Origin of the sequence: Streptomyces eurocidicus, from assembly GCF_002891295.1 — a bacterium.
GTDB lineage: Bacteria > Actinomycetota > Actinomycetes > Streptomycetales > Streptomycetaceae > Streptomyces > Streptomyces eurocidicus.
The window spans coordinates 280,312-303,960 of sequence record NZ_LGUI01000003.1 but is presented as its reverse complement, the minus strand read 5'-3'; the positions used below and the strand labels follow the sequence as shown (position 1 = coordinate 303,960).

At 71.5% G+C, this 23,649-nt stretch carries 22 protein-coding genes; 18 read left to right on the top strand and 4 right to left on the bottom strand.

What is annotated here, in order from left to right:
* Positions 1–62: 62 nt before the first annotated feature.
* From AF335_RS11135 to AF335_RS11120, 4 genes are all read left to right on the top strand, one after another.
* Positions 63–926: a helix-turn-helix domain-containing protein gene (locus tag AF335_RS11135; RefSeq protein WP_102918182.1), complete on the top strand. Its 864-nt coding sequence runs from the start codon at positions 63–65 to the stop codon at positions 924–926.
* Between the two features lie 86 nt (positions 927–1,012).
* A complete protein-coding gene (locus tag AF335_RS11130) occupies positions 1,013–2,470 on the top strand; it encodes an aldehyde dehydrogenase family protein (RefSeq protein WP_102918181.1) in 1,458 nt (485 codons plus the stop codon).
* Positions 2,471–2,588: 118 nt separating this feature from the next.
* Positions 2,589–3,170 carry a DinB family protein gene (locus AF335_RS11125; protein ID WP_102918180.1) on the top strand — a complete coding sequence of 194 codons (582 nt, stop codon included), beginning with the start codon at positions 2,589–2,591 and terminating at the stop codon, positions 3,168–3,170.
* 79 nt (positions 3,171–3,249) lie between these two features.
* Positions 3,250–3,846, top strand: a complete 597-nt coding sequence (locus tag AF335_RS11120) for a PadR family transcriptional regulator (protein ID WP_102918179.1) — start codon at positions 3,250–3,252, stop codon at positions 3,844–3,846.
* 224 nt (positions 3,847–4,070) lie between these two features.
* Here the strand turns inward: AF335_RS11120 and gad are convergent, their stop codons facing one another.
* Together gad and AF335_RS11110 are read right to left on the bottom strand one after the other, a co-directional pair.
* Entirely contained in the window at positions 4,071–5,486 is a 1,416-nt protein-coding gene (gad, locus tag AF335_RS11115; protein WP_102918178.1) for a glutamate decarboxylase, read from the bottom strand.
* A gap of 82 nt (positions 5,487–5,568) precedes the next feature.
* Positions 5,569–5,934, bottom strand: coding sequence for a YbjQ family protein (locus AF335_RS11110; protein WP_087926947.1), 366 nt, complete (start codon positions 5,932–5,934; stop codon positions 5,569–5,571).
* Positions 5,935–6,159: 225 nt separating this feature from the next.
* Here AF335_RS11110 and AF335_RS11105 point away from each other — a divergent pair, with 225 nt between their 5' ends.
* Both AF335_RS11105 and AF335_RS11100 read left to right on the top strand, forming a co-directional pair.
* Positions 6,160–6,855 (top strand): DedA family protein, encoded by a 696-nt coding sequence (locus AF335_RS11105; protein ID WP_102918177.1) that lies wholly within the window; start codon positions 6,160–6,162, stop codon positions 6,853–6,855.
* Positions 6,856–6,986: 131 nt separating this feature from the next.
* Positions 6,987–8,669, top strand: coding sequence for a threonine/serine exporter family protein (locus AF335_RS11100; protein WP_102918176.1), 1,683 nt, complete (start codon positions 6,987–6,989; stop codon positions 8,667–8,669).
* 196 nt (positions 8,670–8,865) lie between these two features.
* On the opposite strand, the gene AF335_RS11095 is transcribed toward AF335_RS11100, so the two are convergent.
* Positions 8,866–9,363: an inorganic diphosphatase gene (locus AF335_RS11095; RefSeq protein WP_087926944.1), complete on the bottom strand. Its 498-nt coding sequence runs from the start codon at positions 9,361–9,363 to the stop codon at positions 8,866–8,868.
* 152 nt (positions 9,364–9,515) lie between these two features.
* On the opposite strand from AF335_RS11095, the gene dacB reads away from it, so the two are divergent.
* The 6 genes from dacB to folE all read left to right on the top strand — a co-directional run bounded on the left by dacB (position 9,516) and on the right by folE (position 17,025).
* Positions 9,516–10,922 (top strand): D-alanyl-D-alanine carboxypeptidase/D-alanyl-D-alanine endopeptidase, encoded by a 1,407-nt coding sequence (gene dacB, locus AF335_RS11090; protein WP_342353953.1) that lies wholly within the window; start codon positions 9,516–9,518, stop codon positions 10,920–10,922.
* Between the two features lie 86 nt (positions 10,923–11,008).
* Positions 11,009–12,181, top strand: coding sequence for a zinc-dependent metalloprotease (locus AF335_RS11085; protein WP_102918174.1), 1,173 nt, complete (start codon positions 11,009–11,011; stop codon positions 12,179–12,181).
* 190 nt (positions 12,182–12,371) lie between these two features.
* Positions 12,372–13,394, top strand: coding sequence for a tRNA lysidine(34) synthetase TilS (tilS, locus tag AF335_RS11080; protein WP_102918173.1), 1,023 nt, complete (start codon positions 12,372–12,374; stop codon positions 13,392–13,394).
* Positions 13,395–13,486: 92 nt separating this feature from the next.
* Positions 13,487–14,026, top strand: a complete 540-nt coding sequence (gene hpt, locus AF335_RS11075; RefSeq protein WP_102918723.1) for a hypoxanthine phosphoribosyltransferase — start codon at positions 13,487–13,489, stop codon at positions 14,024–14,026.
* Between the two features lie 263 nt (positions 14,027–14,289).
* On the top strand, positions 14,290–16,284 hold the full coding sequence (ftsH, locus tag AF335_RS11070) for an ATP-dependent zinc metalloprotease FtsH (protein WP_102918172.1): 1,995 nt from the start codon (positions 14,290–14,292) through the stop codon (positions 16,282–16,284).
* Between the two features lie 135 nt (positions 16,285–16,419).
* Positions 16,420–17,025: a GTP cyclohydrolase I FolE gene (gene folE, locus AF335_RS11065; protein WP_102918171.1), complete on the top strand. Its 606-nt coding sequence runs from the start codon at positions 16,420–16,422 to the stop codon at positions 17,023–17,025.
* A 13-nt stretch (positions 17,026–17,038) separates the two neighbouring features.
* Here folE and AF335_RS11060 read toward each other — a convergent pair whose 3' ends face one another.
* Positions 17,039–18,148 (bottom strand): alpha/beta hydrolase, encoded by a 1,110-nt coding sequence (locus tag AF335_RS11060; protein ID WP_102918170.1) that lies wholly within the window; start codon positions 18,146–18,148, stop codon positions 17,039–17,041.
* A gap of 169 nt (positions 18,149–18,317) precedes the next feature.
* Between AF335_RS11060 and AF335_RS11055 the strand changes: the two genes are divergently transcribed.
* The 6 genes from AF335_RS11055 to AF335_RS11030 all read left to right on the top strand — a co-directional run bounded on the left by AF335_RS11055 (position 18,318) and on the right by AF335_RS11030 (position 23,647).
* The gene (locus AF335_RS11055; RefSeq protein WP_102918169.1) at positions 18,318–20,171 is read left to right on the top strand and encodes a phosphatidylglycerol lysyltransferase domain-containing protein; all 1,854 of its coding nucleotides are present in this window, start codon (positions 18,318–18,320) and stop codon (positions 20,169–20,171) included.
* A gap of 150 nt (positions 20,172–20,321) precedes the next feature.
* Positions 20,322–21,233, top strand: coding sequence for a dihydropteroate synthase (gene folP, locus AF335_RS11050; RefSeq protein WP_102918168.1), 912 nt, complete (start codon positions 20,322–20,324; stop codon positions 21,231–21,233).
* Positions 21,230–21,703, top strand: a complete 474-nt coding sequence (locus AF335_RS11045) for a nuclear transport factor 2 family protein (RefSeq protein ID WP_102918167.1) — start codon at positions 21,230–21,232, stop codon at positions 21,701–21,703. Before folP ends, AF335_RS11045 begins: the two co-directional genes overlap by 4 nt.
* Positions 21,704–22,131: 428 nt before the next feature.
* Positions 22,132–22,491, top strand: a complete 360-nt coding sequence (folB, locus tag AF335_RS11040; RefSeq protein WP_244926990.1) for a dihydroneopterin aldolase — start codon at positions 22,132–22,134, stop codon at positions 22,489–22,491.
* Positions 22,488–23,081, top strand: a complete 594-nt coding sequence (gene folK / locus AF335_RS11035) for a 2-amino-4-hydroxy-6-hydroxymethyldihydropteridine diphosphokinase (protein WP_095578726.1) — start codon at positions 22,488–22,490, stop codon at positions 23,079–23,081. Before folB ends, folK begins: the two co-directional genes overlap by 4 nt.
* Positions 23,082–23,152: 71 nt before the next feature.
* On the top strand, positions 23,153–23,647 hold the full coding sequence (locus AF335_RS11030; RefSeq protein ID WP_102918722.1) for a DUF3180 domain-containing protein: 495 nt from the start codon (positions 23,153–23,155) through the stop codon (positions 23,645–23,647).
* Positions 23,648–23,649 lie beyond the last annotated feature (2 nt).

Sequence of the window (23,649 nt, the reverse complement as noted above, 5' to 3'; positions counted from 1 at the left end):
CCCCGGAAGGGCGCGGAAGCGGCACGACCGGTACAGGAACCGGAAGAGGAGGAGTCGCAGAGATGGCCACGAGCGAGTCGAGCGGTTCTGTGGTGCGCCGCATACTCCTGGGCTCCCAGCTCAGGAGGCTGAGGGAGTCGCGGGGGATCACCCGCGAGGCGGCCGGCTACTCGATCAGGGCGTCCGAATCGAAGATCAGCCGCATGGAGCTGGGGCGGGTGAGCTTCAAGGCGCGGGACGTCGAGGATCTCCTCACGCTCTACGGGGTCACGGACGAGCTGGAGCGCGAGGCGCTGCTGGGCCTGGCCCGTGAGGCCAATGTCGCGGGCTGGTGGCACAGCTACGGCGACGTCCTGCCCGGCTGGTTCCAGACGTATGTCGGCCTGGAGGGCGCCGCCTCGCACATCAACATCTACGAGGTCCAGTTCGTGCACGGCCTGCTCCAGACCGAGGGGTACGCCCAGGCCGTCGTGGTGCGCGGCCAGCCCACGGCCGAGGAGGCCGAGGTCGAGCGCCGGGTGTCGCTGCGGATGGAGCGCCAGAAGCTGCTGTTCTCGGAGCGCGCCCCGCACTTTCACGCGGTCCTCGACGAAGCCGCGCTGCACCGCCCGTACGGTGGCCGGGACGTGATGCGCGGGCAGCTGGAGCACCTGATCGACATCTCCGAGCAGGCCAATGTGACGCTCCAGGTGATGCCCTTCGCGCACGGCGGGCACGCGGGTGAGAGCGGCGCCTTCACGATGCTGCGGTTCCCCGAGTCGGACCTGTCCGACGTGGTGTACCTGGAGCAGCTCACCAGCGCGCTCTACCTGGACAAGCCCGACGAGGTGGCGCAGTACGGCAAGGCGATGGAGCGGCTGCACACGGACAGCCTCCGGCCCGCCGCCACCAGGGACTTGCTGAGGCGTCTGCTTCAACTCGTGTGACACATCAGTACGATGACGTCCCATCAGGAGTCGCATACCGGTTCGGGCGCCACGAGCGCCCCCGTATCTCCAGGCAGGGATGGCGCATGTCCTATTTCGACGAATTGGCTTTCCAGTACATCGACGGCGAGTGGCGGGCCGGCACCGGCTCCTGGGACATCGTGGACTTCAACCCCTACGACGGGGAGAAGCTCGCCTCCATCACCGTGGCCGGGGTGGCCGAGATCGACCAGGCGTACCGCGCCGCCGAGCGCGCCCAGCGGGAGTGGGGCGCCACCAGCCCGTACACCCGGCGGCTCGTCTTCGAGCGGGCGCTGCGCATCGTCGACGACCGGGAGGCCGAGCTGTCCGCCGCGATCACCGCGGAGTGCGGCGGCACGGCCGTCAAGGCCGCCTTCGAGCTGCACCTGGTCCGGGAGTTCCTGCGGGAGGCGCTGCACCTCGCGCTGCGGGCCGAGGGCCGCATCCTGCCCTCGCCGGACGACACCAAGGAGAACCGCCTCTACCGGCTGCCGGTCGGGGTCGTGGGGGTGATCAGCCCCTTCAACTTCCCGTTCCTGCTCTCCGTGAAGTCCGTCGCCCCGGCGCTCGCGCTGGGCAACGCCGTCGTCCTCAAGCCGCACCAGAACACGCCGATATGCGGCGGCGGCCTGGTCGCGAAGGTCTTCGAGGAGGCCGGGCTGCCCGCCGGGGTGCTCAACGTCGTCGTCACCGACATCGCGGAGATAGGCGACGCGCTCATCGAGCACCCGGTGCCCAAGGTGATCTCGTTCACCGGCTCCGACAAGGTGGGCCGCCATGTGGCGACCGTCGCGGCCGCGCACTTCAAGCGGGTCATCCTCGAACTCGGCGGCAACAGCGCCCTGATCGTCCTGGACGACGCCGATGTGGACTACGCCGTCGACGCGGCGGTCTTCAGCCGTTTTATCCACCAGGGCCAGGTGTGCATGGCGGCCAACCGGGTATTGGTGGACCGGTCGGTGGAGCGGGAGTTCACCGAGAAGTTCGTCGCCAAGGTCAAGACCCTGAAGGTCGGCGACCCGGGCGATCCGGCGACCCACATCGGCCCGCTGATCCACGCCGGTCAGGCCGAGGCCATCAACGCCCTGGTCGAGCAGACCATCGCCGACGGCGCCACCGCGCTGCTGCGGGGCGGCACGGACGGGACGCTTGTCGGGCCGTCGGTGCTGACCGGTCTGCCGGCCGACTCGCCGGTCCTGTGCCAGGAGATCTTCGGCCCGGTCGCCCTGATCGTCCCCTTCGACGGGGAGGAGGAGGCGATCCGGATCGCCAACGCCACGCCTTACGGGCTGAGCGGCGCGGTCCACACCGGGGACGTCGAGCGCGGCGTCCGCGTCGCCAAGCGCATCGACACCGGAATGATCCATGTCAACGACAGCACCGTGCACGACGAGGCGATCGTGCCCTTCGGCGGTGAGAAGCACTCCGGCGTGGGGCGGCTCAACGGCGAGTCCATGGTCGATGCCTTCACCACCACCAAGTGGATATCCATCCAGCACGGGCGCAGCAGATTCCCGTTCTGATCCCCCTCGGGAAACAAGGGATTCGAGGGCGGGTCGGCGTCCATGTAGGACCGGATCCGTCCTCATGGGGTCCTAGCCTGTGGTCGACGAGGCCGACGTACGACGAAAGGCGGACCCCATGGTGACGCACGTGATCGAGAAGAACCCCTCCGACGAGCGCGGCACCCTGCTGGCGTTCGTGGCGGCCCAGCGCGGCGGCCTGCGCAGGACGCTGCTCGGCCTGACCGACGAACAGGCGGCGCGGCGTACGACCGCCAGCGAGTTGACCCTCGGCGGGCTCCTCAAGCACGTCGCGGAGACCGAGGACACCTGGGTGCGGCGCGCGCAGGGCGTGGCCCCCGAGGTCCCCCGCGACCAGTCGAACTGGGCGGACAGCTTCCGGATGCTGGAGGACGAGAGCGTCGCCGGCGTGCTCGCCTACTGGGACCGCGTCGCCGCCGAGACCGAGCGGTTCATCCACGCCGTCCCCAGTCTTGAGGACACCTTCCCGCTGCCCGACGCCCCCTGGTTCCCGCCGAACTCCCGGGTGTCGATGCGCTGGCTCCTGACGCATCTGGTGGAGGAGATCGCCCGGCACGCCGGGCACGCGGACATCATCCGCGAGTCCCTCGACGGGAAGACGGCGTTCACGCTCGTGGCGGAGGCGGAGGCGGAGGCGGAAGCGGAGGCGGAGACCGGGGGAGCGGCGCGGGCGGAGTGACGCCCTCCCCGTACACCGGCCCTCCCGCCGCCTAGTCTGGGCCGCGGAAGAGCGGGCGGCGCGGTGGAATGAGGAGACGATGTCGGCGATCCGGCTGCTGGTCCTGGGGGCGGTGCGCCGGCACGGCCGGGCGCACGGCTACCAGGTGCGCAACGACCTGGAGGACTGGGGCGCGCCCGAGTGGTCCAACGCCAAGCCCGGCTCGATCTACCACGCGCTCAAGGCCATGGCGAAGCAGGGACTGCTGATCGCCCACGATGTCGCGCCGAGCGAGGCCGGCGGCCCGCCGCGCACGGAGTACGAGCTGACGGCGGCGGGCGAGGACGAGTACTTCCGGCTCCTTCGGGAGTCCCTCTCCGCCCACGACCAGAAAGTCGACGTCCTTACGGCGGGCGTCGGCTTCCTCGTCGACCTGCCGCGCGCCGAGGCCGTCGCCCTGCTGGAGCGGCGCGTCGAGGCGCTGCGCGCGTGGCGCGAGGAGATCCGCCGGCACTGGACCCCCTCGGAGGGGGAGGACTGGGGGCACATCGCCGAGATCATGGGGATGTGGCTGCACACGGCGGAGAGCGGGGAGGCATGGGCCCGTGGGCTGATCGAGCGGCTCAGGGGCGGGGCCTATGTGATGGCGGGGGAGGAGCCGGAGCGGGGCCGGGAGGCGGGCCCGTCCGGCGCGTGAGGGCAGCCGGGAAGGCTCGGGCAGGGGGGCGGGCCGCCGGGAGCACCTCGGTGGAGGACCCACCGGGAACGCCGCGCTGAGCGCCTTGGTGGTGGAGTCGCCGGGAACGCCGCGCTGAGCGCCTTGGTGGTGGAGTCGCCGGGAACGCCGCACCGAACGCCTCGGCGGAGGACCCGCCGGGAGCACCGCACCGAACGCCTTCGTGGGGGAGCCGCCGGAACGCCTCAGTGATGGAACGCCGTCGCCTTCGACTCCGGCCTCCCCAGCGGTCCCGGCTGCTCCCGCAGCTCCGGCAGGAGCGCCCGCAGGTCCTCCAGGAACAGGTCCGCCAGATCGTGCGAGAACCCGTTCCGGCAGACGATCCGCAGCACCGACAGGTCCTCCCGGTTCGGCGGGAACGTGTAGGCGGGGACGAGCCAGCCCCGTTCCCGCAGCCGCCGCGAGACGTCGAAGACGTCGAAGGAGGTGACCCCCTCGGCCGTGGTGAAGGCGAAGACCGGCAGCTCGTCGCCGCGTGTGAGCAGCCGGAAGTCGCCCGTTTCGGCGATGTGCCGGGAGAGCCGGCACGCGACCTCCCGGGCGTTCCGCTGCACCGCGCGGTAGCCGTCGCGGCCCAGCCTCAGGAAGGTGTAGTACTGCGCCGCCACCTGCGCGCCCGGCCGGGAGAAGTTCAGCGCGAAGGTCGGCATGTCACCGCCCAGGTAGTTGACCCGGAAGACCAGTTCCTCGGGGAGGGCCGCCCGGTCCCGCCACAGCGCCCAGCCGACGCCGGGGTAGACGAGCCCGTACTTGTGGCCCGAGGTGTTGATCGATGCGACGCGCGGCAGCCGGAAGTCCCAGACCAGCTTCTCGTCGAGGAAGGGCGCGATCATCGCGCCGGAGGCGCCGTCCACATGGACCGGTACGTCCAGGCCCGTGCGCTCCTGGAGGCCGTCCAGCGCCGCGCACACCTCGGCCACCGGCTCGTACGACCCGTCGAAGGTCGAGCCCAGGACGGCGACGACCCCGATGGTGTTCTCGTCGCACAGCCCGGCCGCCGCCGCGGGGTCGAGGTGGAAGCGCTCGCCCTCCATCGGCACCTGGCGCGCCTCGACCTCCCAGAAGGCGCAGAACTTCTCCCAGCAGACCTGGACGTTCGCGCCCATCACCAGATTGGGCCGGGCCTCGGCCGACGGGTAGCGGCCGGCGTTCGCGAGCGCCCAGCGCCGCTTGAGGGCCATCCCGGCGAGCATGCACGCCTCGCTCGACCCCGTGGTCGAGCAGCCGACGGTGGTGGCCGGGTCCGGGGCGTGCCACAGGTCGGCGAGCATCCGCACGCAGCGCTTCTCCAGCTCCGCGGTGCGCGGGTACTCATCCTTGTCGATCATGTTCTTGTCCTGGCACTCGGACATGAGCACGTCGGCCTGGGGCTCCATCCAGGTGGTGACGAAGGTGGCCAGGTTGAGCCGGGAGTTCCCGTCCAGCATCAGCTCGTCGTGGACGAGCCGGTAGGCGCTCCGGGGCGCCATGGGCGTATCCGGGAGGCGGTGCCGGGGCGGGTCGCCCGTCATGCCGGCGAGGGGGTCGGCCTCGCCGTAGAACGGGTTGACCGAGATGCCGCGCTCCCTGGCCCGGTGGGCCGCGCCTTTGTGCAGTGCCATGAGAGGGACGCCCTCCTGGTCGTACCGGCCGGCTCACCCCGCGGTGGGGCGGCCGGGAGCCCGGCCGCCCCACCGCCGTTCCTCACGCCCGGGGCGAGATCACGACGGCCGTGCCGTAGGCGCAGACCTCCGTGCCCACGTCCGCCGCCTCCGTCACGTCGAAGCGGAACATCAGTACGGCGTTGGCGCCGCGCGCTTTCGCCTGCTCGACCAGCCGCTCCATCGCCTGGTTGCGGGTCTCGACCAGCGTCTTGGTCAGGCCCTTGAGCTCGCCGCCGATGAGCGACTTCAGGCCCGCGCCGATCTGGCTGCCGACGTGCCGGGAGCGCACGGTCAGCCCGAAGACCTCGCCGATCACCCTGTCGACGCGGAAGCCGGGTACGTCGTTGGTCGTGACCACGATTACATCCGACTGGGACTGGCCGCCGCCGTACTCCTCGATGCCCATCGCATCCACCTCCGTGTGTGCAGTTTTGTCGGTTGTTGTCCCGGACGCATGCGGGGCTGCGCCGGTTGAGTGCGAACGGAGGTTCGGGCCGGGGAGGGCTCTGGAACCAGGGGGCCGGCGGACACGTTGATAACTTGGGGCCGCACACCACCCCACCCCGCCTGTGCCCGCGGGCCTCGCACGAGCCTGCGCCCACGACTCAGGAGCCACCTACCCGTGACCCCCATGACCACCCTCGCGCTCGGCCCGCAGTGGCTGGACGCGAACTATCTGATCGAGCAATTCGGTCTGATCGGCGTCCTGGCCATCGTCTTCGCGGAGTCCGGCCTCCTGATCGGCTTCTTCCTGCCGGGCGACTCGCTGCTCTTCACCACCGGCCTGCTGGTCACCACCAACCAGATCGACAAGCCGCTGTGGCTCGTCGCCCTGCTGGTCGTGCTCGCCGCGATCCTCGGCGACCAGGCCGGCTATCTCTTCGGCCGTAAGGTCGGCCCCGCGCTCTTCAAGCGCCCGGACTCCCGCCTCTTCAAGCAGGAGAACGTCGAGAAGGCGCACGAGTTCTTCGAGAAGTACGGGCCGAAGTCGCTGGTCCTGGCGCGGTTCGTGCCGATCATCCGCACCTTCACGCCGATCATCGCCGGCGTGAGCCGGATGAACTACCGCTCCTTCCTGATCTTCAACGTCATCGGCGGCGTCCTCTGGGGCGCCGGAGTGACGCTGCTGGGCGCCGCCCTCGGCAAGGTCGAGTTCGTCAACAAGCACATCGAGCTGATCCTCGTCGCCATCGTGCTGATCTCGGTGGTGCCCGTCGCCATCGAGCTGCTGCGGGCCCGTTCCAAGGGCAAGAAGGCCCAGGCCGCCTCGGGCGGCCACGGCGAGGGCCGCCCGCCGGTCCAGCGCGGCCGGCACGCCAAGCGCTGACCCCGGTCCGCCGCCGTAGTCCCTCTCCCACCGCCGTCCGAGGTGTGCCCAGGGCCACGCTGGGCACACGGGCCACTGATCAGGCATGGTGGCCCTAGCAGGGCGGCAGGAGGCGTAAGAGGAGTCGCGTGGTGGCGGATCGAAAGAGGGGCGGCGGCGCCGCGGACGCGGATCGGACCGAGGACCGGAAGCCGCAGTCCGACGAGGCGCGCAGCGCCTTCACCCCGCCGCTCGGCGTCCCGCTCCCGCCGGTGCCCGAGGACGACCACCCGACGTCGGAGTTCGCCGTCCCCGAGGGCATCGCCCCGGAGTCCGGCGCCGGACCCGAGGGCTCGGCCTTCACGCTCCCGCCGGGCACCGCCGCCCCCACCGGCCCGCAGGCCGTGGCCTACCCCGCCTTCACCCCGCCGCACGGCATACCCAAGGTCAGCCTGACCAAGGAGGCGCCCTGGCAGGACCGGATGCGCACGATGCTCCGGATGCCGGTCGGCGAGCGGCCCGCCCCCGAGCGGGCCGAGAAGCAGGACGAGCCGGGGCCGCCCGTCCCGCGCGTGCTCGACCTGACCCTCCGCATCGGCGAGCTGCTGCTCGCGGGCGGCGAGGGCGCCGAGGACGTCGAGGCGGCCATGTTCGGCGTCGCGCACGCCTACGGGCTCGACCGCTGCGAGCCGACCGTCACCTTCACCCTGCTGACCGTCAGCTATCAGCCGTCCCTCGTCGACGACCCCGTCACCGCCAACCGCACGGTCCGCCGGCGCGGCACCGACTACAACCGGCTCTCGGCCGTCTTCCGGCTCGTCCACGACATCACCTCCCGGGGGCTCACCCTGGAGGAGGCGTACGGCCGCCTCGCCGAGATCCGCCGCAACCGCCACCCGTACCCCGGCTGGGCGCTGACCGCCGCCTCCGGGCTGCTCGCCGGTGCGGCGAGCATGCTCGTCGGCGGCGGGGTCGTGGTCTTCCTGGCGGCCGCCGTGGGCGCGATGTGCGGCGACCGGCTGGCCTGGCTGGCCTCGGGGCGCGGGCTGCCGGAGTTCTACCAGTTCGTGGCCGCCGCGATGCCGCCCGCCGCGATGGGCGTGGCGATCAGCGCCGGCCACGCGCACGTCCAGGCGTCCGCGGTGATCACCGGCGGACTGTTCGCGCTGATCCCCGGGCGGGCGCTGGTGGCGGGCGTGCAGGACGGCCTGACCGGCTACTACATCACCGCCGCGGCCCGGCTGCTGGAAGTGGGCTATCTGATCGCGGGCATCGTCTGCGGCGTGCTGGTCGTCCTCTACGGAGGGGTGCACATCGGCGGCGGGACCCTCAATCCGGAGGCGGCCCTGGAGCGGCAGGAACGGCCGGTCGTCCAGATCATCGCGGCCATGCTGCTGGTCTTCGCCTTCGCGGTGCTGCTCCAGCAGGAGCGCCACACGGTGCTGACCGTGACGCTCAACGGCGGCGTCGCCTGGGTCATCTACGCGGCGCTCGCGGACACCGCGGGGCTCGATCCGGTGCCCGCCACGGCCATCGCCGCCGGGCTCGTCGGCCTCTTCGGCCAGCTGCTCTCGCGCTATCGGTACGCGTCCGCGCTGCCGTACGTCACGGCGGCGATCGGCCCGCTGCTGCCCGGTAGCGCCACGTACTTCGCGCTGCTGAACTTCGCGAAGAACGACATGAACACCGGCATCTCCAGCCTCACGAAGGCGGCGGCCCTCGCGCTGGCGATCGCGATCGGGGTGAACCTGGGCTCCGAGGCGGCCCGGCTGTTCATCAAGGTCCCGGGAGGCGCGGCCACGCGCCGCGCGGCGAAGCGGACGCGAGGGTTCTGACCTCGCGGGCCCGGTGGCCCGCCGGGTGCGGCACGGACGTGCCCGGGGCGGGCGTACCCGAACGCCGGGCTTGTGCCGCCCGGTGCGCCGGGCGGATCCGGCCCGTTAGAGGGACCGGGGAATCCCCGGACCGGGGTCCGGGGCGGAGCCCCGCGCGGCGGCGCGCGCCGCACGGGGTCCTATGGAGCCGTCAGGCTCAGTGGTGGGCGCCACCGGCGGCCTCGAGGCGCTTGTACGACGCCTCGATCTCCGCCTCGGCCTCGGCGCGGCCGACCCAGTCGGCGCCCTCGACGGACTTGCCCGGCTCCAGGTCCTTGTAGACCTCGAAGAAGTGCTGGATCTCCAGGCGGTCGAACTCCGACACGTGGTGGATGTCGCGCAGGTGCTCCACGCGCGGGTCGTTCGCCGGGACGCACAGCAGCTTGTCGTCGCCGCCGGCCTCGTCCGTCATGCGGAACATGCCGATGGCGCGGCACTTGATGAGGCAACCCGGGAAGGTCGGCTCGTCCAGGATGACGAGGGCGTCCAGCGGGTCGCCGTCCTCGCCGAGGGTGTTCTCGACGAAGCCGTAGTCGGCCGGGTAGCTGGTCGAGGTGAAGAGTCGACGGTCCAGGCGGATGCGACCCGTCTCGTGGTCCACCTCGTACTTGTTCCGCGAACCCTTCGGGATCTCGATGGTGACGTCGAACTCCACGGGTGGCTCCTCCATGATCAACACATACGTCTGGTGGTTAAGTGTCTCTCACGCGGGTGTGTGGTGGCGAAAGGGGCTGGTCCGAAGTGCCTGAGGCCGGGTCGTGGCGGACGGGGCGGTGGCGTGACGTCCCGCCTGTACAACGCCGGACCGTGCGTTTCGTCGCGGTTTCCGCCCTGGCCGGACTGGTCGCCGCCGGTGGCGCGGTGGGCGCCGCGGGCCCCTGGGAGGGCGGCCGGCGCGTGGCCGAGCGGGACCGGGCCGCCGCCGCGGGCGCGGACCGGGCCGCCGAGCGGCCGGAGGCCGGGCGGGCGGCCCGGGCACCCCGCCGCGCCCCCGTCCTGGTGGGCGCCGGCGAGCGCGGCGCCGCCCGCGCGGGCGCCCCGGACGGCCTCGCCGAGGCGCTCGGACCGCTGCTGAAGGACGCCGCGCTCGGCGACCGGCACTCGGCCGCCGTCTACGACGCCGCCACCGGCGAGCGGCTGTACGGCTCCGACGAGGGCACCGCGTACACCCCCGCCTCCACCGTCAAGCTGGCCACCGCCGCGGCGGCGCTCTCGGCCCTGGGCCCGGACCACCGCGTCGACACGACGGTCGTGGCCGACGGCGACGGCGGGATCGTGCTCGTCGGCGGGGGAGACCCCACTCTCACGGCGCGCGACGGCGCCGGGGCCGGGCCGCAGCGGCCCGCGAGCCTGAGGGAACTGGCCCGGAGCACCGCCCGGGCGCTCAAGGCGCGCGGCAAGGACCGGGTCGCGGTCGGCTACGACGCCTCCCGCTACGCCGGCCCCGCCGTCCACCCCATCGGCCCCAACGAGAACATCGCTCCCGTCAGCGCCCTGATGGTCGACGAGGGCCGCCTCGACGACTCCGACCGGGGCCCGGCCGAGCGCTCCACGGACCCGGTCGCCGACGCGGCCGGGAAGTTCGCCGGCCTGCTGCGCGACGAGGGCGTCGGCGTCGAGGGCGACGTAGCGGCCCGCCGCGCCGGCGACCGGGCGGAGCGCCTCGCCGCGGTGTCCTCGCCGACCGTGGCCGCGCTCGTCGAGCGGACCCTCACCAACAGCGACAACGACATCGCCGAGGCGCTGGCCCGGCAGACGGCGCTCGCCTCGGGACAGGAGGCGAGCTTCGAGGGCGCGGCCGGGGCGGTCACCGGGCGGCTGGACGGGCTCGGCCTGTCCGGCGCCAAGGTCGCCGACGGCAGCGGCCTGGACCGCGCCGACCAGGTCTCCGCGGACCTCCTCGCCCGGCTGCTCGTACGGGCCGCCGACCCGCGCCGACCCGAGCTGCGCCCGGTCCTCACGGGCCTTCCGGTGGCGGGCTTCACCGGCACCCTGCGCGGCCGGTACGGGGACGAGGCGGCGGGCCGCGGCCTCGTCCGGGCCAAGACCGGCACGCTGACGGGCGTGAACACGCTGGCCGGGACGGTGGTCGACGCCGAGGGCAGGGTCGTGACGTTCGCGTTCATGGCCTCCGGGACCGGGGACGCGGACGCCGCGCAGCGGGCCCTGGACCGGCTGGCCGCCAAGGTGGCGGACTGCGGCTGCCGGAGCTGACCCCTCCCGTCCACTCCCGCCCCCCGTTATCCACAGGCCGCCGGACCGCGCTACCCCGAGCGGAGCGGTGCACGTACGGTGAAGCCATGACGAGCATCGGTGGTGCGGAGATGGTCGACTGGAAGCTCGCGGTGGCGACCGCGACCCGGCTCGTGCGGCCCGGTCCCGAAGTCGGCCGCGACGAGGCGCGGGAGGTCGTCGCGGAGCTGCGGCGGCACGCGAAGACGTCGGAGGAGCACGTCCGGGCGTTCACCCGGATGGCACCGCCGCCAGGGGGCCCGGAGGATCCGGCGGCGCGCGACACCCCGGTGCTGGTGGTGGACCGGGCCGGGTGGATCAAGGCGAACGTGGCCGGTTTCCGGGCCGTCCTCACCCCGCTGCTGGAGAAGATGCAGGACCGGCGGGGCGGTGTGCCCGGCGGCGCGGTCCTGGGCGCCGTGGGCGGCAAGGTGACCGGTGTGGAGCTGGGCATGCTGCTGTCGTTCCTCGCCTCCCGCGTGCTCGGCCAGTACGAGACGTTCGCGCCCGCGACCGGCGAGCTGCCCGGGGCGGCGAACGGCGGCAGGCTGCTGCTGGTGGCGCCGAACATCGTGCACGTCGAGCGCGAGCTGGAGGTGGATCCGCACGACTTCCGGCTGTGGGTGTGCCTGCACGAGGAGACGCACCGCACGCAGTTCACGGCCGTGCCCTGGCTGCGCGACCACATCGAGGGCGAGATCCAGGCGTTCCTCGGCGAGACCGAGGTCGACCCGGCGACGCTGCTGGAGCGGATCCGCGAGGCCGCGCAGTCGCTGGCGGGCGGCCGTCCGGCCGGCCAGGAGGAGGCCGCCGAGGCCGGTGAGGGGGCGGCGGAGCGCGGCGGCCGGAGCATCGTGGACCTGGTCCAGACGCCCGCCCAGCGGGAGATCCTGGGCCGGCTGACGGCGGTGATGTCCCTGCTGGAGGGGCACGCCGACTATGTGATGGACGGTGTGGGCCCGCAGGTGGTGCCCTCGGTCGCCGAGATCCGGGAGAAGTTCCAGCAGCGGCGGGCGAACGGCGCGGGCCGGCTGGACGCGGCGCTGCGCAGGCTGCTGGGCCTGGACGCCAAGCTGCGGCAGTACCGTGACGGTGAGCGCTTCGTGCGCGCGGTCGTGGACGCGGTGGGCATGGACGGTTTCAACCGTGTGTGGACCTCCCCGAACACACTCCCGACCAAGGCGGAGATCGCCAAACCGGCGGACTGGGTCACGAGGGTGCACGGCAGGCCCGAGCAGTGAAGCGGAAGCTCCCCCTCCGGGTAGAACGCCTTCGTAATCACCCTTCCGAGGGACCGTGAGCCAGGGGTGGGCGTGCGATGCTCGGGTAATGGCTCGCTTCTGTCACCATCGACGCACACAGCGTGACTGAGGCCATCGAAGCTCGCGCAGCTCCGAACGATCTCCATATGGAACGATTGGACACACGGACATGGGTCCACATCCCGCGGTCGCCGCGATACGCCTGGCGGTCCGCCGCGTACTCCACGACGTCCTCACCCCCACCTCGCCCGCATCCGTAACCCCCACCCCCTCGGACCGGCCGCCGCTGGTCCTGGTGGCCTGCTCCGGCGGCGCCGACTCCATGGCGCTGGCCTCCGCCCTGGCCTTCGAGGCCCCCAGGCTCGGCATCCGGGCCGGCGGGGTCACCGTCGACCACGGCCTCCAGCACGGCTCCGACGTCCGCGCCGCCGAGGTCGTCAGCCGGCTGGCCGCCTTCGACCTCGACCCCGTCGAGGCCGTCACGGTGCGGGTCGGCCGGGACGGCGGCCCCGAGGCCGCCGCCCGCGACGCCCGCTACGCCGCGCTGGACGCCGCCGCCGAGCGGTACGGCGCCGCCGCGGTCCTCCTCGGCCACACCCGGGACGACCAGGCCGAGACGGTCCTCCTCGGCCTCGCCCGCGGCTCCGGCATCCGCTCGCTGTCCGGCATGGCCGTCGCCTCCGGCGTCGACGGCCGCTACCGCAGGCCCTTCCTGGGCCTGGACCGCCAGACCGCCCGCAAGGCGTGCATGGTGCAGTCCCTGCCGGTCTGGGACGACCCGCACAACGCCGACCCGGCCTACACCCGCTCCCGGGTCCGCCACGAGGCCCTGCCCGTCCTGGAGAAGGCCCTGGGCAAGGGGGTCGTCGAGGCCCTCGCCCGCACGGCCCAGCTCTCCCGCGACGACGCGGACGCCCTCGACGGCTGGGCCGCCGCCGTGGAGCCCTCCGTGCGCGACGACACGGGGGCCCTGGAGGCCGCCAAGCTCTTCGCGCTGCCCCCCGCGGTCCGCCGCCGGGTGCTGCGCCGCGCGGCCATCTCGGCGGGCTCTCCCGCCGGTTCGCTCTTCGCCCGGCACATCGAGGAAGTCGACCGGCTGATCACCGGTTGGCGCGGCCAAGGAGCCATCAACCTCCCCGGGCGGGTCGCGGTCCGCAGGCAGGGTGGCAGACTGGTGCTCCGGCAGGGCTGATTCGAACGAGTGCGAATGAGCCTTGGCTCGCCTCGAATCAAAGCCGGATGAGCCGTAACCAAACGAGAGTGACGCGGGTGGACGACAAGGACATGGGCACCGACCTCAAGTCGGTGCTCATCACCAAGGAAGAGATCGACGCGAAGCTGGCGGAGCTGGCCGCGAAGATCGACGCGGAGTACGCGGGCAAGGACCTGCTCATCGTCGGCGTCCTGAAGGGCGCCGTGATGGTGATGGCGGACCTGGCGCGTGCGCTGTCCACCCCCCTCACGATGGACTGGATGGCGGTGTCCTCGTACGGCGCGGGCACCCAGTCCTCCGGGGTGGTGCGCATCCTGAAGGACCTCGACACCGACATCAAGGGCAAGGACGTCCTGATCGTCGAGGACATCATCGACTCCGGCCTCACGCTGTCGTGGCTGCTGTCGAACCTGGGTTCGCGCGAGCCCGCCTCCCTCAACGTCGTGACGCTCCTGCGCAAGCCGGAGGCGGCCAAGGTCGCGATCGACGTGAAGTGGGTCGGCTTCGACATCCCCAACGAGTTCGTGGTCGGCTACGGCCTGGACTTCGCCGAGAAGTACCGCAACCTGCCCTTCGTGGGCACGCTCGCACCGCACGTCTACGGCGGCTAGAGCCCACGGGCCCCGGACGGGCCCTCCGGCGGGCGGGAACCGAACACCGGTTTCCGCCGTTGGAGCATGGGAAGGCGGGTTGGTTGACCGTCTGCGGCAGCGTCGGGTGACAATGCTGGGGTACCGTCCGAAGGTCAGCCTTTTCAAGCATTCTTTTTTCGAGCACCGCAAGGTCGAGCAGAACACCGTACGCACAGGCACCCCCCGAGGGGCAGCCGTGCCTCACTGTGGCAGGAGGGACGGGGCGCCCGCGCCCCGTATGGATGGACGTGAAGCGCTACTTCCGTGGGCCGGTCATGTGGATCGTGCTGGCCGTCCTCGCCGTGGTCGTGTTGATGCAGGTCGTCGGCTCGTCCGGCGGCTACAAGTCGGTGGACACCAGCCAGGTCGTGCAGGCGATCGCCAAGGACCAGGTGAAATCGGCCGAGCTGACGACCGGCGACGAGAACAAGATCAAGGTCGAGCTCAAGGACGGCCAGAAGGTCAAGGGCAGCAGTAAGGTCCAGGCCAACTACATCGACGTCCAGGGCGTCGATCTGGCCAAGACCCTGCAGGCCAACTCCGAGAAGAACATGATCCCGGAGGGCTACAACGTCTCGACGTCGAAGCAGAACCCCTTCATCGGGGTGCTTCTCTCGTTGCTGCCGTTCGTCCTCATCGTCGTGGTCTTCCTGTTCCTGATGAACCAGATGCAGGGCGGCGGCTCCCGGGTCATGAACTTCGGGAAGTCCAAGGCCAAGCTGATCACCAAGGACACCCCCAAGACGACCTTCGCCGACGTGGCCGGGTCCGACGAGGCGGTCGAGGAGCTCCACGAGATCAAGGAGTTCCTCCAGGAGCCGGCGAAGTTCCAGGCCGTCGGCGCCAAGATCCCCAAGGGTGTGCTGCTCTACGGCCCGCCCGGTACGGGCAAGACCCTGCTCGCGCGCGCCGTCGCCGGCGAGGCGGGCGTGCCCTTCTACTCGATCTCCGGCTCCGACTTCGTCGAGATGTTCGTGGGTGTCGGCGCCTCGCGCGTCCGTGACCTCTTCGAGCAGGCCAAGGCCAACGCCCCGGCCATCGTCTTCGTCGACGAGATCGACGCCGTCGGCCGGCACCGCGGCGCGGGCCTCGGCGGCGGTCACGACGAGCGCGAGCAGACCCTCAACCAGCTCCTGGTCGAGATGGACGGTTTCGACGTCAAGGGCGGCGTCATCCTGATCGCCGCCACCAACCGCCCGGACATCCTCGACCCCGCGCTGCTGCGCCCGGGCCGCTTCGACCGGCAGATCGCCGTCGACCGCCCGGACATGCAGGGCCGTCTGGAGATCCTCAAGGTTCACCAGAAGGGCAAGCCGGTCGCTCCGGACGTCGACCTCTCGGCCGTCGCCCGCCGCACCCCCGGCTTCACCGGTGCCGATCTCTCCAACGTGCTGAACGAGGCCGCGCTGCTCACGGCCCGCAGCGACAAGAAGCTGATCGACAACCACTCCCTGGACGAGGCGATCGACCGCGTCGTGGCCGGCCCGCAGAAGCGGACCCGGATCATGAGCGACAAGGAAAAGAAGATCACCGCGTACCACGAGGGCGGTCACGCCCTGGTCGCGGCGGCCTCGCCGAACTCCGACCCGGTTCACAAGATCACGATCCTGTCCCGCGGTCGCGCGCTCGGCTACACCATGGTCCTGCCCGACGAGGACAAGTACTCCACCACGCGCAACGAGATGCTCGACCAGCTGGCGTACATGCTGGGCGGCCGCGCGGCCGAGGAGCTCGTCTTCCACGACCCGACCACCGGTGCGGCCAACGACATCGAGAAGGCCACCGCCACGGCCCGCGCGATGGTCACGCAGTACGGCATGACCGAGCGGCTCGGCGCGATCAAGTTCGGCTCGGACAACAGCGAGCCGTTCCTGGGCCGCGAGATGTCGCACCAGCGCGACTACTCGGAAGAGGTCGCGGGCCTGGTCGACGAAGAGGTCAAGAAGCTCATCGAGACCGCGCACAACGAGGCGTGGGAGATCCTCGTCGAGAACCGCGACGTCCTCGACAACCTGGTTCTGGCCCTCCTGGAGAAGGAGACGCTGAACAAGGAGGAGATCGCCGAGGTCTTCAAGCACATCGTGAAGCGCCCGGCCCGCCCGGCGTGGACCGGCTCCTCGCGCCGTACGCCCTCCACCCGCCCGCCGGTGCTCTCCCCCAAGGAGCTCGCGCCGAGCAACGGCGGTCAGGCCGTCGAGTCCGTCGACCTCCCCGACGACTCCCGTCCGGAGGTCTGAGCACCCTGAGCTCGATCCGGACCCCGCCGGGGACCGGAATGGATGCCGTGCCCCCCAGGTTATTAGCCTTGGGGGCGCGGCATTCCGCATGTCCGGCCGCCGCCGGCTGTACGTACGAGAGAACGAGGCAACCCCATGACCGACCCGGTGACGCTGGACGCCGAGAACTCCATCGGTGAATTCGACGAGAAGCGTGCCGAGAACGCCGTCCGCGAGCTGCTGATCGCGGTGGGCGAGGACCCGGACCGCGAGGGCCTGCGCGAGACGCCCGCGCGGGTGGCACGGGCGTACAAGGAGATATTCGCGGGCCTGTGGCAGGAGCCGGAGGACGTGCTGACCACCACGTTCGACCTCGGCCACGACGAGATGGTGCTCGTCCGCGACATCGAGGTGTACAGCACCTGTGAGCACCACCTGGTGCCCTTCCACGGTGTGGCGCACGTCGGCTACATCCCGGCGACGAGCGGGAAGATCACGGGTCTGTCGAAGCTGGCCCGGCTGGTCGATGTCTACGCCCGGCGCCCTCAGGTGCAGGAGCGGCTCACGACGCAGATCGCCGATTCGCTGATGGAGATACTGGAGCCGCGCGGCGTCGTCGTGGTCGTCGAGTGCGAGCACATGTGCATGTCCATGCGCGGAATCCGTAAGCCCGGTGCCAAGACGCTGACGTCGGCGGTGCGGGGCCAGCTGCGCGACCCCGCGACCCGGGCCGAGGCGATGAGCCTGATCATGGCCCGCTGAGCGGGCCGGCGCCTTACGCGCTCAGGCGGCTGCCCATCCACTGGAGGGTGGGGTTCAGCTCACGGCGCCACGTGTTGAAGTTGTGGCCGCCGCTGTCGAGGATGATCGAGGAGACCCGGGCCGAACCCTTGGCCTCCTCGATGAACTTCAGGGTGTCCTTGTAGTTGTGCTCGCCCTGCTTGCTGCTGGTCACCAGCACCGAGATCGGCGGGGTCTTCTCGTGCTTGAGGCGCCACATCACGTCGTTCTCGTTCTCCAGCTTCTTGCTGCCGTTGAAGAGAGAACCGGTCGTGGGGTCCTGGAGGGCCTTGTAGTAGCCGGAGAGCGAGGCGGCGGCTCCATAGGCGTCGGGGTGGCGCATGGCGATCTTCAACGCGCAGTAGCCGCCGGTGGAGTTGCCGATGATGCCCCAGTTCGCGGCCTTGTCGCCGACGCGGTAGCGCTGGGATATCGCCTTGCGGATGTCCTTGGCGAAGAAGGTCTCGGCCTGGGGGCCGTTGGGTATGTCGATGCACTCGGTGTCGCGCTGGCCCACCACGGACGGGCGCATCATGACCAGGATGGTCGGCTGCATCTTCTTCGCCTTGACGAGCTTGTGCGCGCGCACCGGGTAGTCCAGGCCCTTGATCAGGGCCTCGGAGGTGCCGGGGAAGCCGGTCAGCACGACGGAGGCGGGAAACTTCTTGTCCGCGTACTCCGGCTGGAAGTACTCCGGCGGGAGGTAGACGTACGCCGGGCCGTTGATCTTCGACTCCACGCCCGCGACCATGATCTTCTCGATCTTGCCGCCGACCCGGGGCACATCACCGCGCGGGACCTTCACGCCCTGGGTGCTCACGACCTGCACGCGCTTGCCGCTGGCGCTGTGGTCGACGACGACGCCCTCGGACTTCACCTGGCCGAAGAGGTCCGCCCAGGAGCCGTAGAACCCGAAGGACTGGTTGGCCCAGAGGCCGATCGCCGCGAACAGCGTCAGCTGGGTGGCGAACATCATGCCGATCCGCCCGAGGACGGACCCGATACTCTTCTTGCCCAGACGGGGCCAGAGCCAAATGGTCAGAGCGAAGAGCACTACCGCCGCCGCTATGGCAAGCAGCAGAACCGCCATGCTGGTGAGACCCATGAGGTGCTTTCTGCCGTGCGACCCGGCAGGGGGTCGCGGAATGGTTACTTCTTTCCGGGCTCGGCCCCCGGCGGAACCTCAACCCCGAAACCGTCGTCCTACAGGGCGCACATTGTCCGGGCGCTGCCGCCAGATGGCGCAGGACCACTCGACAGGACGACGGGAAGAGATGTCTGTCAGGGTAGATGGCAAAAAGTCCGATGGGGTTCCCGAGGGGACCAAGCGACTGTCGAGGCTTGCGCGCATCCTCAAGGGGCCACGGCCTGAGCACGTGCCCGCGGTCGTGGGTACGGTCGCGGCCGTCATCGGCCTGCTCGACATCCTGGCGGGAGTCGTCCCGCGGTGGCGTTGGAGCCGTGTCCACAGCTTCGCCGAGGTCCTGCCCGGTTCGGTGACCCAGCTGGCCGCGGCCGGTTCGATCATCGTCGGCATCCTGCTCCTGATGCTGGCCCACGGCCTCAAGCGGGCCAAGCAGCAGGCGTGGCTCGCCGCGGTCGTGCTGCTGCCCATAGGCGCGGCCGCCCAGCTGATCTACCGGCACTCGTACCCCGGCGCCGTCCTCTCCCTGCTGGTCTTCGCCTATCTGGTGTGGCACCGGAAGGCGTTCTTCGCGCTGCCCGACCCGCGCAGCCGCTGGAAGGCCCTGGCCAACTTCGTCCTCATGGGCGCGGCCAGCTTCGGCCTCGGCTGGGTGATCGTCGGCTCGCACCCCAAGCAGATGATCGGCGACCCGCCGGTCCTGGAGCAGATCGAGCATGTGATCTGGGGCCTCTTCGGCTTCGAGGGCTCGATCCGCTACACCGGCGGCGTCGACTACACCGTCGGCTACTCCCTGGGCGCCCTCGGTCTGCTGACCGTCGCCACCACCGCCTTCCTCGCCTTCCGCCCGGCCTACCCGGCCGCGGTGCTGACCGAGGAGGACGAGGACCGGCTGCGCGAGCTGCTGGCCAAGCACGGTGCCCGCGACTCGCTGGGCCACTTCGCGCTGCGCCGCGACAAGAGCGTCGTCTTCTCGCCGTCGGGCAAGGCCGCCGTCTCCTACCGCGTCGTCTCCGGTGTGATGCTCGCCAGCGGTGACCCGATCGGTGACGTCGAGGCGTGGCCGGGCGCGATCGAGAAGTTCATGGAGCTCGCCAAGCGCCACTCCTGGACCCCGGCGGTCGCCGGCTGCAGCGAGACCGGCGGCGAGGTCTGGACCCGTGAGACCGGTCTGGACGCTCTGGAGATGGGCGACGAGGCCATCGTCGACGTGGCCGACTTCTCCCTCACCGGCCGTTCCATGCGCAACGTCCGCCAGATGGTCAAGCGCATCGAGCGCAACGGCTACGAGACCAAGGTGCGCCGCGTCGGCGAGCTGAGCCCCGAGGAGCTCACGGCCGTGCAGAAGGCCGCCGAGGCATGGCGCGACACCGAGGACGAGCGCGGCTTCTCCATGGCCCTGGGCCGCATCGGCGACCCGAAGGACCTCGACGCCGTCATCGCCACCGCCCACAAGGCCCCGGAGGAGGGCGAGGCGCCCGGCCCCTTCGGTGACCTGCAGGCCATGCAGCACTACGTGCCGTGGGGCCCGGACGGCCAGTCGCTGGAGCTGATGCGCCGCGACCGCAGCGCCGACCCGGGCATGAACGAGCTCCTCATCGTGGCGTTCCTGCAGGCCGCGCCGGAGCTGAAGATCAAGCGCCTGTCGCTGAACTTCGCGTTCTTCCGCTCCGCCCTGGAGCGCGGCGGCAAGCTGGGCGCCGGCCCGGTCGTCCGTATCCAGCGCACCGTGCTGGTCTTCCTCTCGCGCTGGTTCCAGATCGAGTCGCTCTACAAGTTCAACGAGAAGTTCCGGCCGCGCTGGGAGCCGCGCTTCATCGTCTTCCCGAACAGCCGGGACCTGCCGCGCATCGGCTTCGCGATGATGCAGGCCGAGGGCTTCCTGGAGCTGCCGCGCCTGCTGCGCCGCCGCCCGGCCGAGCCCAAGGCGCTCCTGCACGACGAGGACGCCGTCTCCGCCTCGGAGGTCACCCGCGCGGCCTGACCGCGTAAGTGATCCGAAGGCCCCGCCCGAGCGCCCCAGGCGCCCCGGCGGGGCCTTCGGCGTATCCCGGCCCGCCCGTGGCCGGTGGCGGCCGGATCCGGCCGCCGGGCGGGCGGCGCCCCCTTGGCGGCACGCCCTAGGCTTGTCGGCATGAGTACGTTGCGCGGTCGATTCGGGCCCGTCGGTCTGCCGGAGTGGGACCGCTGTGCGGTGATGGGCGTGGTCAATGTCACGCCCGATTCGTTCTCCGACGGCGGTCGCTGGTTCGACACCGAGGTGGCGGTCAAGCGAGGTCTGGACCTGGTGGCCCAGGGCGCGGACCTGGTCGACGTGGGCGGCGAGTCCACCCGGCCGGGCGCACCCCGGGTGGACGAGCGCGAGGAGCTGCGCCGGGTGATCCCGGTGGTCCGGGGGCTGGCGGGCGAGGGTGTGGTGGTCTCGGTGGACACCATGCGCGCGGCGGTCGCGGAGGCGGCGGTCGAGGCCGGCGCGGTGCTGGTCAACGATGTGAGCGGCGGTCTGGCGGACCCGGCGATGGTGCCGGTGGTGGCCACGGCCGGGGTGCCGTTCGTGGTGATGCACTGGCGCGGGTTCAGCGCGGACATGAACAGCCGGGCGGTCTACGGGGACGTGGTCGGCGAGGTCCTCGACGAGCTGCGGCAGCGGCTGGACGCCGTGGTCGACGGAGGGGTGTCCCCGGACCGGCTGGTGGTCGACCCGGGCCTGGGCTTCGCGAAGAACGCCGACCACGACCTCGCGCTGGTCGCCGGGCTGGACCGGCTGGGCCGTGAGCTGGGCCGCCCGATGCTGGTGGCGGCCTCGCGTAAGCGGTTCCTGGGCCGGGTGCTGGCCGGGGACGAGGGCAGCCCGCCGCCGGCCCGGGAGCGGGACGCGGCGACGGCGGCCGTCACGACGATCGCGGCGCGCGAGGGCGCGTGGGCCGTCCGGGTACACGAGGTCCGGGCGAGCGCGGACGCGGTGCGGGTGGTGCGGGCCGTGGCGCAGGCGGCGGCCGGGCCGGTGGGTACCGCGGGCGCGACCCGCGCCGGGGAGGCCGGGTGAGCGCCGCTCGTACGGACAGCGAGCGGGTGGAGCTGGCGAACACCGCCCTCTACGAGGCGGTGGAGCGTGGCGACACCTCGGCCATGGGCGAGCTGTGGCTGGACGATCCGGACGTCGTGGTGTCGTGCGTGCACCCCGGGTGGCCGGTGCTGCGTGGACGGAACGAGGTGCTCCGCTCGTATGCGCTGATCATGGCGAGCACGGACTACATCCAGTTCTTCCTGACGGACGTCGAGGTGTCCGTGACCGGTGACACGGCGCTGGTGACCTGCACCGAGAACATCCTCAGCGGCGGACCGGCGGAGTCCGAGGGGGAGCTGGGGCCGCTGGTGGGCCAGCTTGTCGTGGCGACGAATGTGTTCCGCCGGGTCGGCGAGGAGTGGAAGGTCTGGTCGCACCACGGGTCCCCGGTGCTCGCGGGCCGCGAGGAGGAGGACGGGCCGGAGGCGGAGGAGGACGAGGGGGCGTAGCGGGGGGTGGTGGGTGCGCCTTCCCGCAGCCGGGGCTTCCGCCCCCGGACCCCGGTCCTCAAGCGCCGGGCGGGCTGATTTTCAGCCCGTCCGGCGCTTGAGGACATTCGGGAAGGGGCGGGTAGGGGAAAAATCACCGCCCGCACTCGCGCGTAACCCCCCGCCCAGCGGGTAAGCGCGGCCAAAATCCCCACCCCGACCCGCCTCGTGAGATTCTTTGCCCCGGACGCCCGAGCCGTCATTGAATATCCGTAAACACCCCCGATGTCCCCAGATATCCGCAGCGCCCCCGGCGTCCACGTGCGAGCGCTGTCGGCGCTCGCAGGTAGATTCGAAGTGGGTACCCCGGCCGACGGCGGGGGACGGGCGACGCCCCGGCCGCGGCCGGAGCGCACTCGCCGTACCGACGACCAGCAGGAGTGATTCGTGTGGATCGTGTCGCGCTGCGCGGCTTGAAGGCTCGCGGGCACCACGGGGTGTTCCCCCGGGAGCGCGAGGAGGGCCAGACCTTCATCGTGGACCTGGTGCTGAGCCTGGACACCCGGCCCGCCGCGGCCGACGACGACCTCGCGAAGACCGTGCACTACGGCATCGTGGCGGAGGAGGTCGTCGACATCGTCCAGGGCGAGCCCGTCGACCTGATCGAGACCCTTGCCGAGCGGATCGCCCAGCAGTGTCTGAAGCACGACGCGGTGCGGGAGGTCGAGGTGGTCGTGCACAAGCCCGACGCCCCGATCACCGTGCCTTTCGACGATGTGACGATCACTATTACCCGGAGCCGAGTATGAGCAGCAGCGACCCGACCGTGCAGCCGGTGCCCGCCTCCGTGGTGGCACAGGTGGACGCGGCCGACGTGACCCTGAGCAACCCCAAACGAGCCGTGATCTCCCTGGGTAGCAATCTCGGCAACCGCCTGGAGACCCTGCAGGGTGCGATCGACGCGCTGGAGGACACCCCGGGCCTGCGGGTCAAGGCCGTGTCCCCGGTCTACGAGACGGAGCCGTGGGGCGTCGAGCCGGGCACCCAGCCCTCGTACTTCAACGCCGTGGTGCTGGTGAAGACGACCCTTCCGCCGGACTCGCTGCTGGAGCGCGGGCACGCGATCGAGGAGGCGTTCGAGCGGGTCCGGGACGAGCGCTGGGGCCCCCGGACGCTCGATGTCGACATCGTCGCCTACCAGGACGTGGTCTCGGACGACCCGGTGCTGACCCTGCCGCACCCGCGGGCGCACGAGCGCGCCTTCGTGCTGGCGCCGTGGCACGACGTGGACCCGGAGGCCGTGGTCCCGGGCCGGGGCGCGGTCGTCGAACTGCTGGCCGAGGTGGGTCTCGACAGCGTGGCCCCGCGGGTGGACCTGGAACTCCGGCTGCCGGAGTAGGCGTTGGTCCCATGGAATTCCGGCGCGCCCCGGTGCGCCGACGGACGGATGAGACGAGGGGCGACGGCTCGGTGAAGCAACTTCGGATCGGGGTGCTGGTCGGGCTGTTCGCCGCGGCCGGGATCGTGTCCTGGGCGGGCGCCAGGCTGTGGGACTCCTTCGGCACGCTGCCGAGCGTGCCGGTGGCGGCGCCCATCGTGCTCGCGGTCATCGCCGTGGTCCTGGTGGCCACGGCCTTCCCGCTGCGCGCCCGGCTGCGCGCCCAGCGCGAGCGCCGCCCCGGCGCGAAGGGCGTCGATCCGCTGCTGGCCGCCCGCGCGGTCGTCTTCGGCCAGGCGAGCGCGCTGGTCGCGGCGCTGGTGGCCGGGATGTACGGCGGGGTAGGGGTCTTCCTGCTCATCGAGGGCGTGGACACCACGGCCCGCCGGGACCAGGTCATCTACGCCGGGGTGTCGGTGCTGGCGGGCGCCTGTGTGGTCGCCGCCGCGTTCTTCCTGGAGCGGGTCTGCAAGCTGCCCGAGGACGACGACGAGGACCATGGTGGCCCGGGGGCGGCTCCGGCGTAGGC

What these genes read in the sequence shown, in the direction of transcription:
- AF335_RS11135 (WP_102918182.1), top strand. Translation starts at nt 63, where the DNA reads ATGGCCACGAGCGAGTCGAGCGGTTCTGTGGTGCGCCGCATACTCCTG.
- AF335_RS11130 (WP_102918181.1), top strand. Translation starts at nt 1,013, where the DNA reads ATGTCCTATTTCGACGAATTGGCTTTCCAGTACATCGACGGCGAGTGG.
- AF335_RS11125 (WP_102918180.1), top strand. Translation starts at nt 2,589, where the DNA reads ATGGTGACGCACGTGATCGAGAAGAACCCCTCCGACGAGCGCGGCACC.
- AF335_RS11120 (WP_102918179.1), top strand. Translation starts at nt 3,250, where the DNA reads ATGTCGGCGATCCGGCTGCTGGTCCTGGGGGCGGTGCGCCGGCACGGC.
- gad (WP_102918178.1), bottom strand. Translation starts at nt 5,486, where the DNA reads ATGGCACTGCACAAAGGCGCGGCCCACCGGGCCAGGGAGCGCGGCATC.
- AF335_RS11110 (WP_087926947.1), bottom strand. Translation starts at nt 5,934, where the DNA reads ATGGGCATCGAGGAGTACGGCGGCGGCCAGTCCCAGTCGGATGTAATC.
- AF335_RS11105 (WP_102918177.1), top strand. Translation starts at nt 6,160, where the DNA reads ATGACCACCCTCGCGCTCGGCCCGCAGTGGCTGGACGCGAACTATCTG.
- AF335_RS11085 (WP_102918174.1), top strand. Translation starts at nt 11,009, where the DNA reads ATGACGAGCATCGGTGGTGCGGAGATGGTCGACTGGAAGCTCGCGGTG.
- tilS (WP_102918173.1), top strand. Translation starts at nt 12,372, where the DNA reads ATGGGTCCACATCCCGCGGTCGCCGCGATACGCCTGGCGGTCCGCCGC.
- hpt (WP_102918723.1), top strand. Translation starts at nt 13,487, where the DNA reads ATGGGCACCGACCTCAAGTCGGTGCTCATCACCAAGGAAGAGATCGAC.
- ftsH (WP_102918172.1), top strand. Translation starts at nt 14,290, where the DNA reads ATGGACGTGAAGCGCTACTTCCGTGGGCCGGTCATGTGGATCGTGCTG.
- folE (WP_102918171.1), top strand. Translation starts at nt 16,420, where the DNA reads ATGACCGACCCGGTGACGCTGGACGCCGAGAACTCCATCGGTGAATTC.
- AF335_RS11060 (WP_102918170.1), bottom strand. Translation starts at nt 18,148, where the DNA reads ATGGGTCTCACCAGCATGGCGGTTCTGCTGCTTGCCATAGCGGCGGCG.
- AF335_RS11055 (WP_102918169.1), top strand. Translation starts at nt 18,318, where the DNA reads ATGTCTGTCAGGGTAGATGGCAAAAAGTCCGATGGGGTTCCCGAGGGG.
- folP (WP_102918168.1), top strand. Translation starts at nt 20,322, where the DNA reads ATGAGTACGTTGCGCGGTCGATTCGGGCCCGTCGGTCTGCCGGAGTGG.
- folK (WP_095578726.1), top strand. Translation starts at nt 22,488, where the DNA reads ATGAGCAGCAGCGACCCGACCGTGCAGCCGGTGCCCGCCTCCGTGGTG.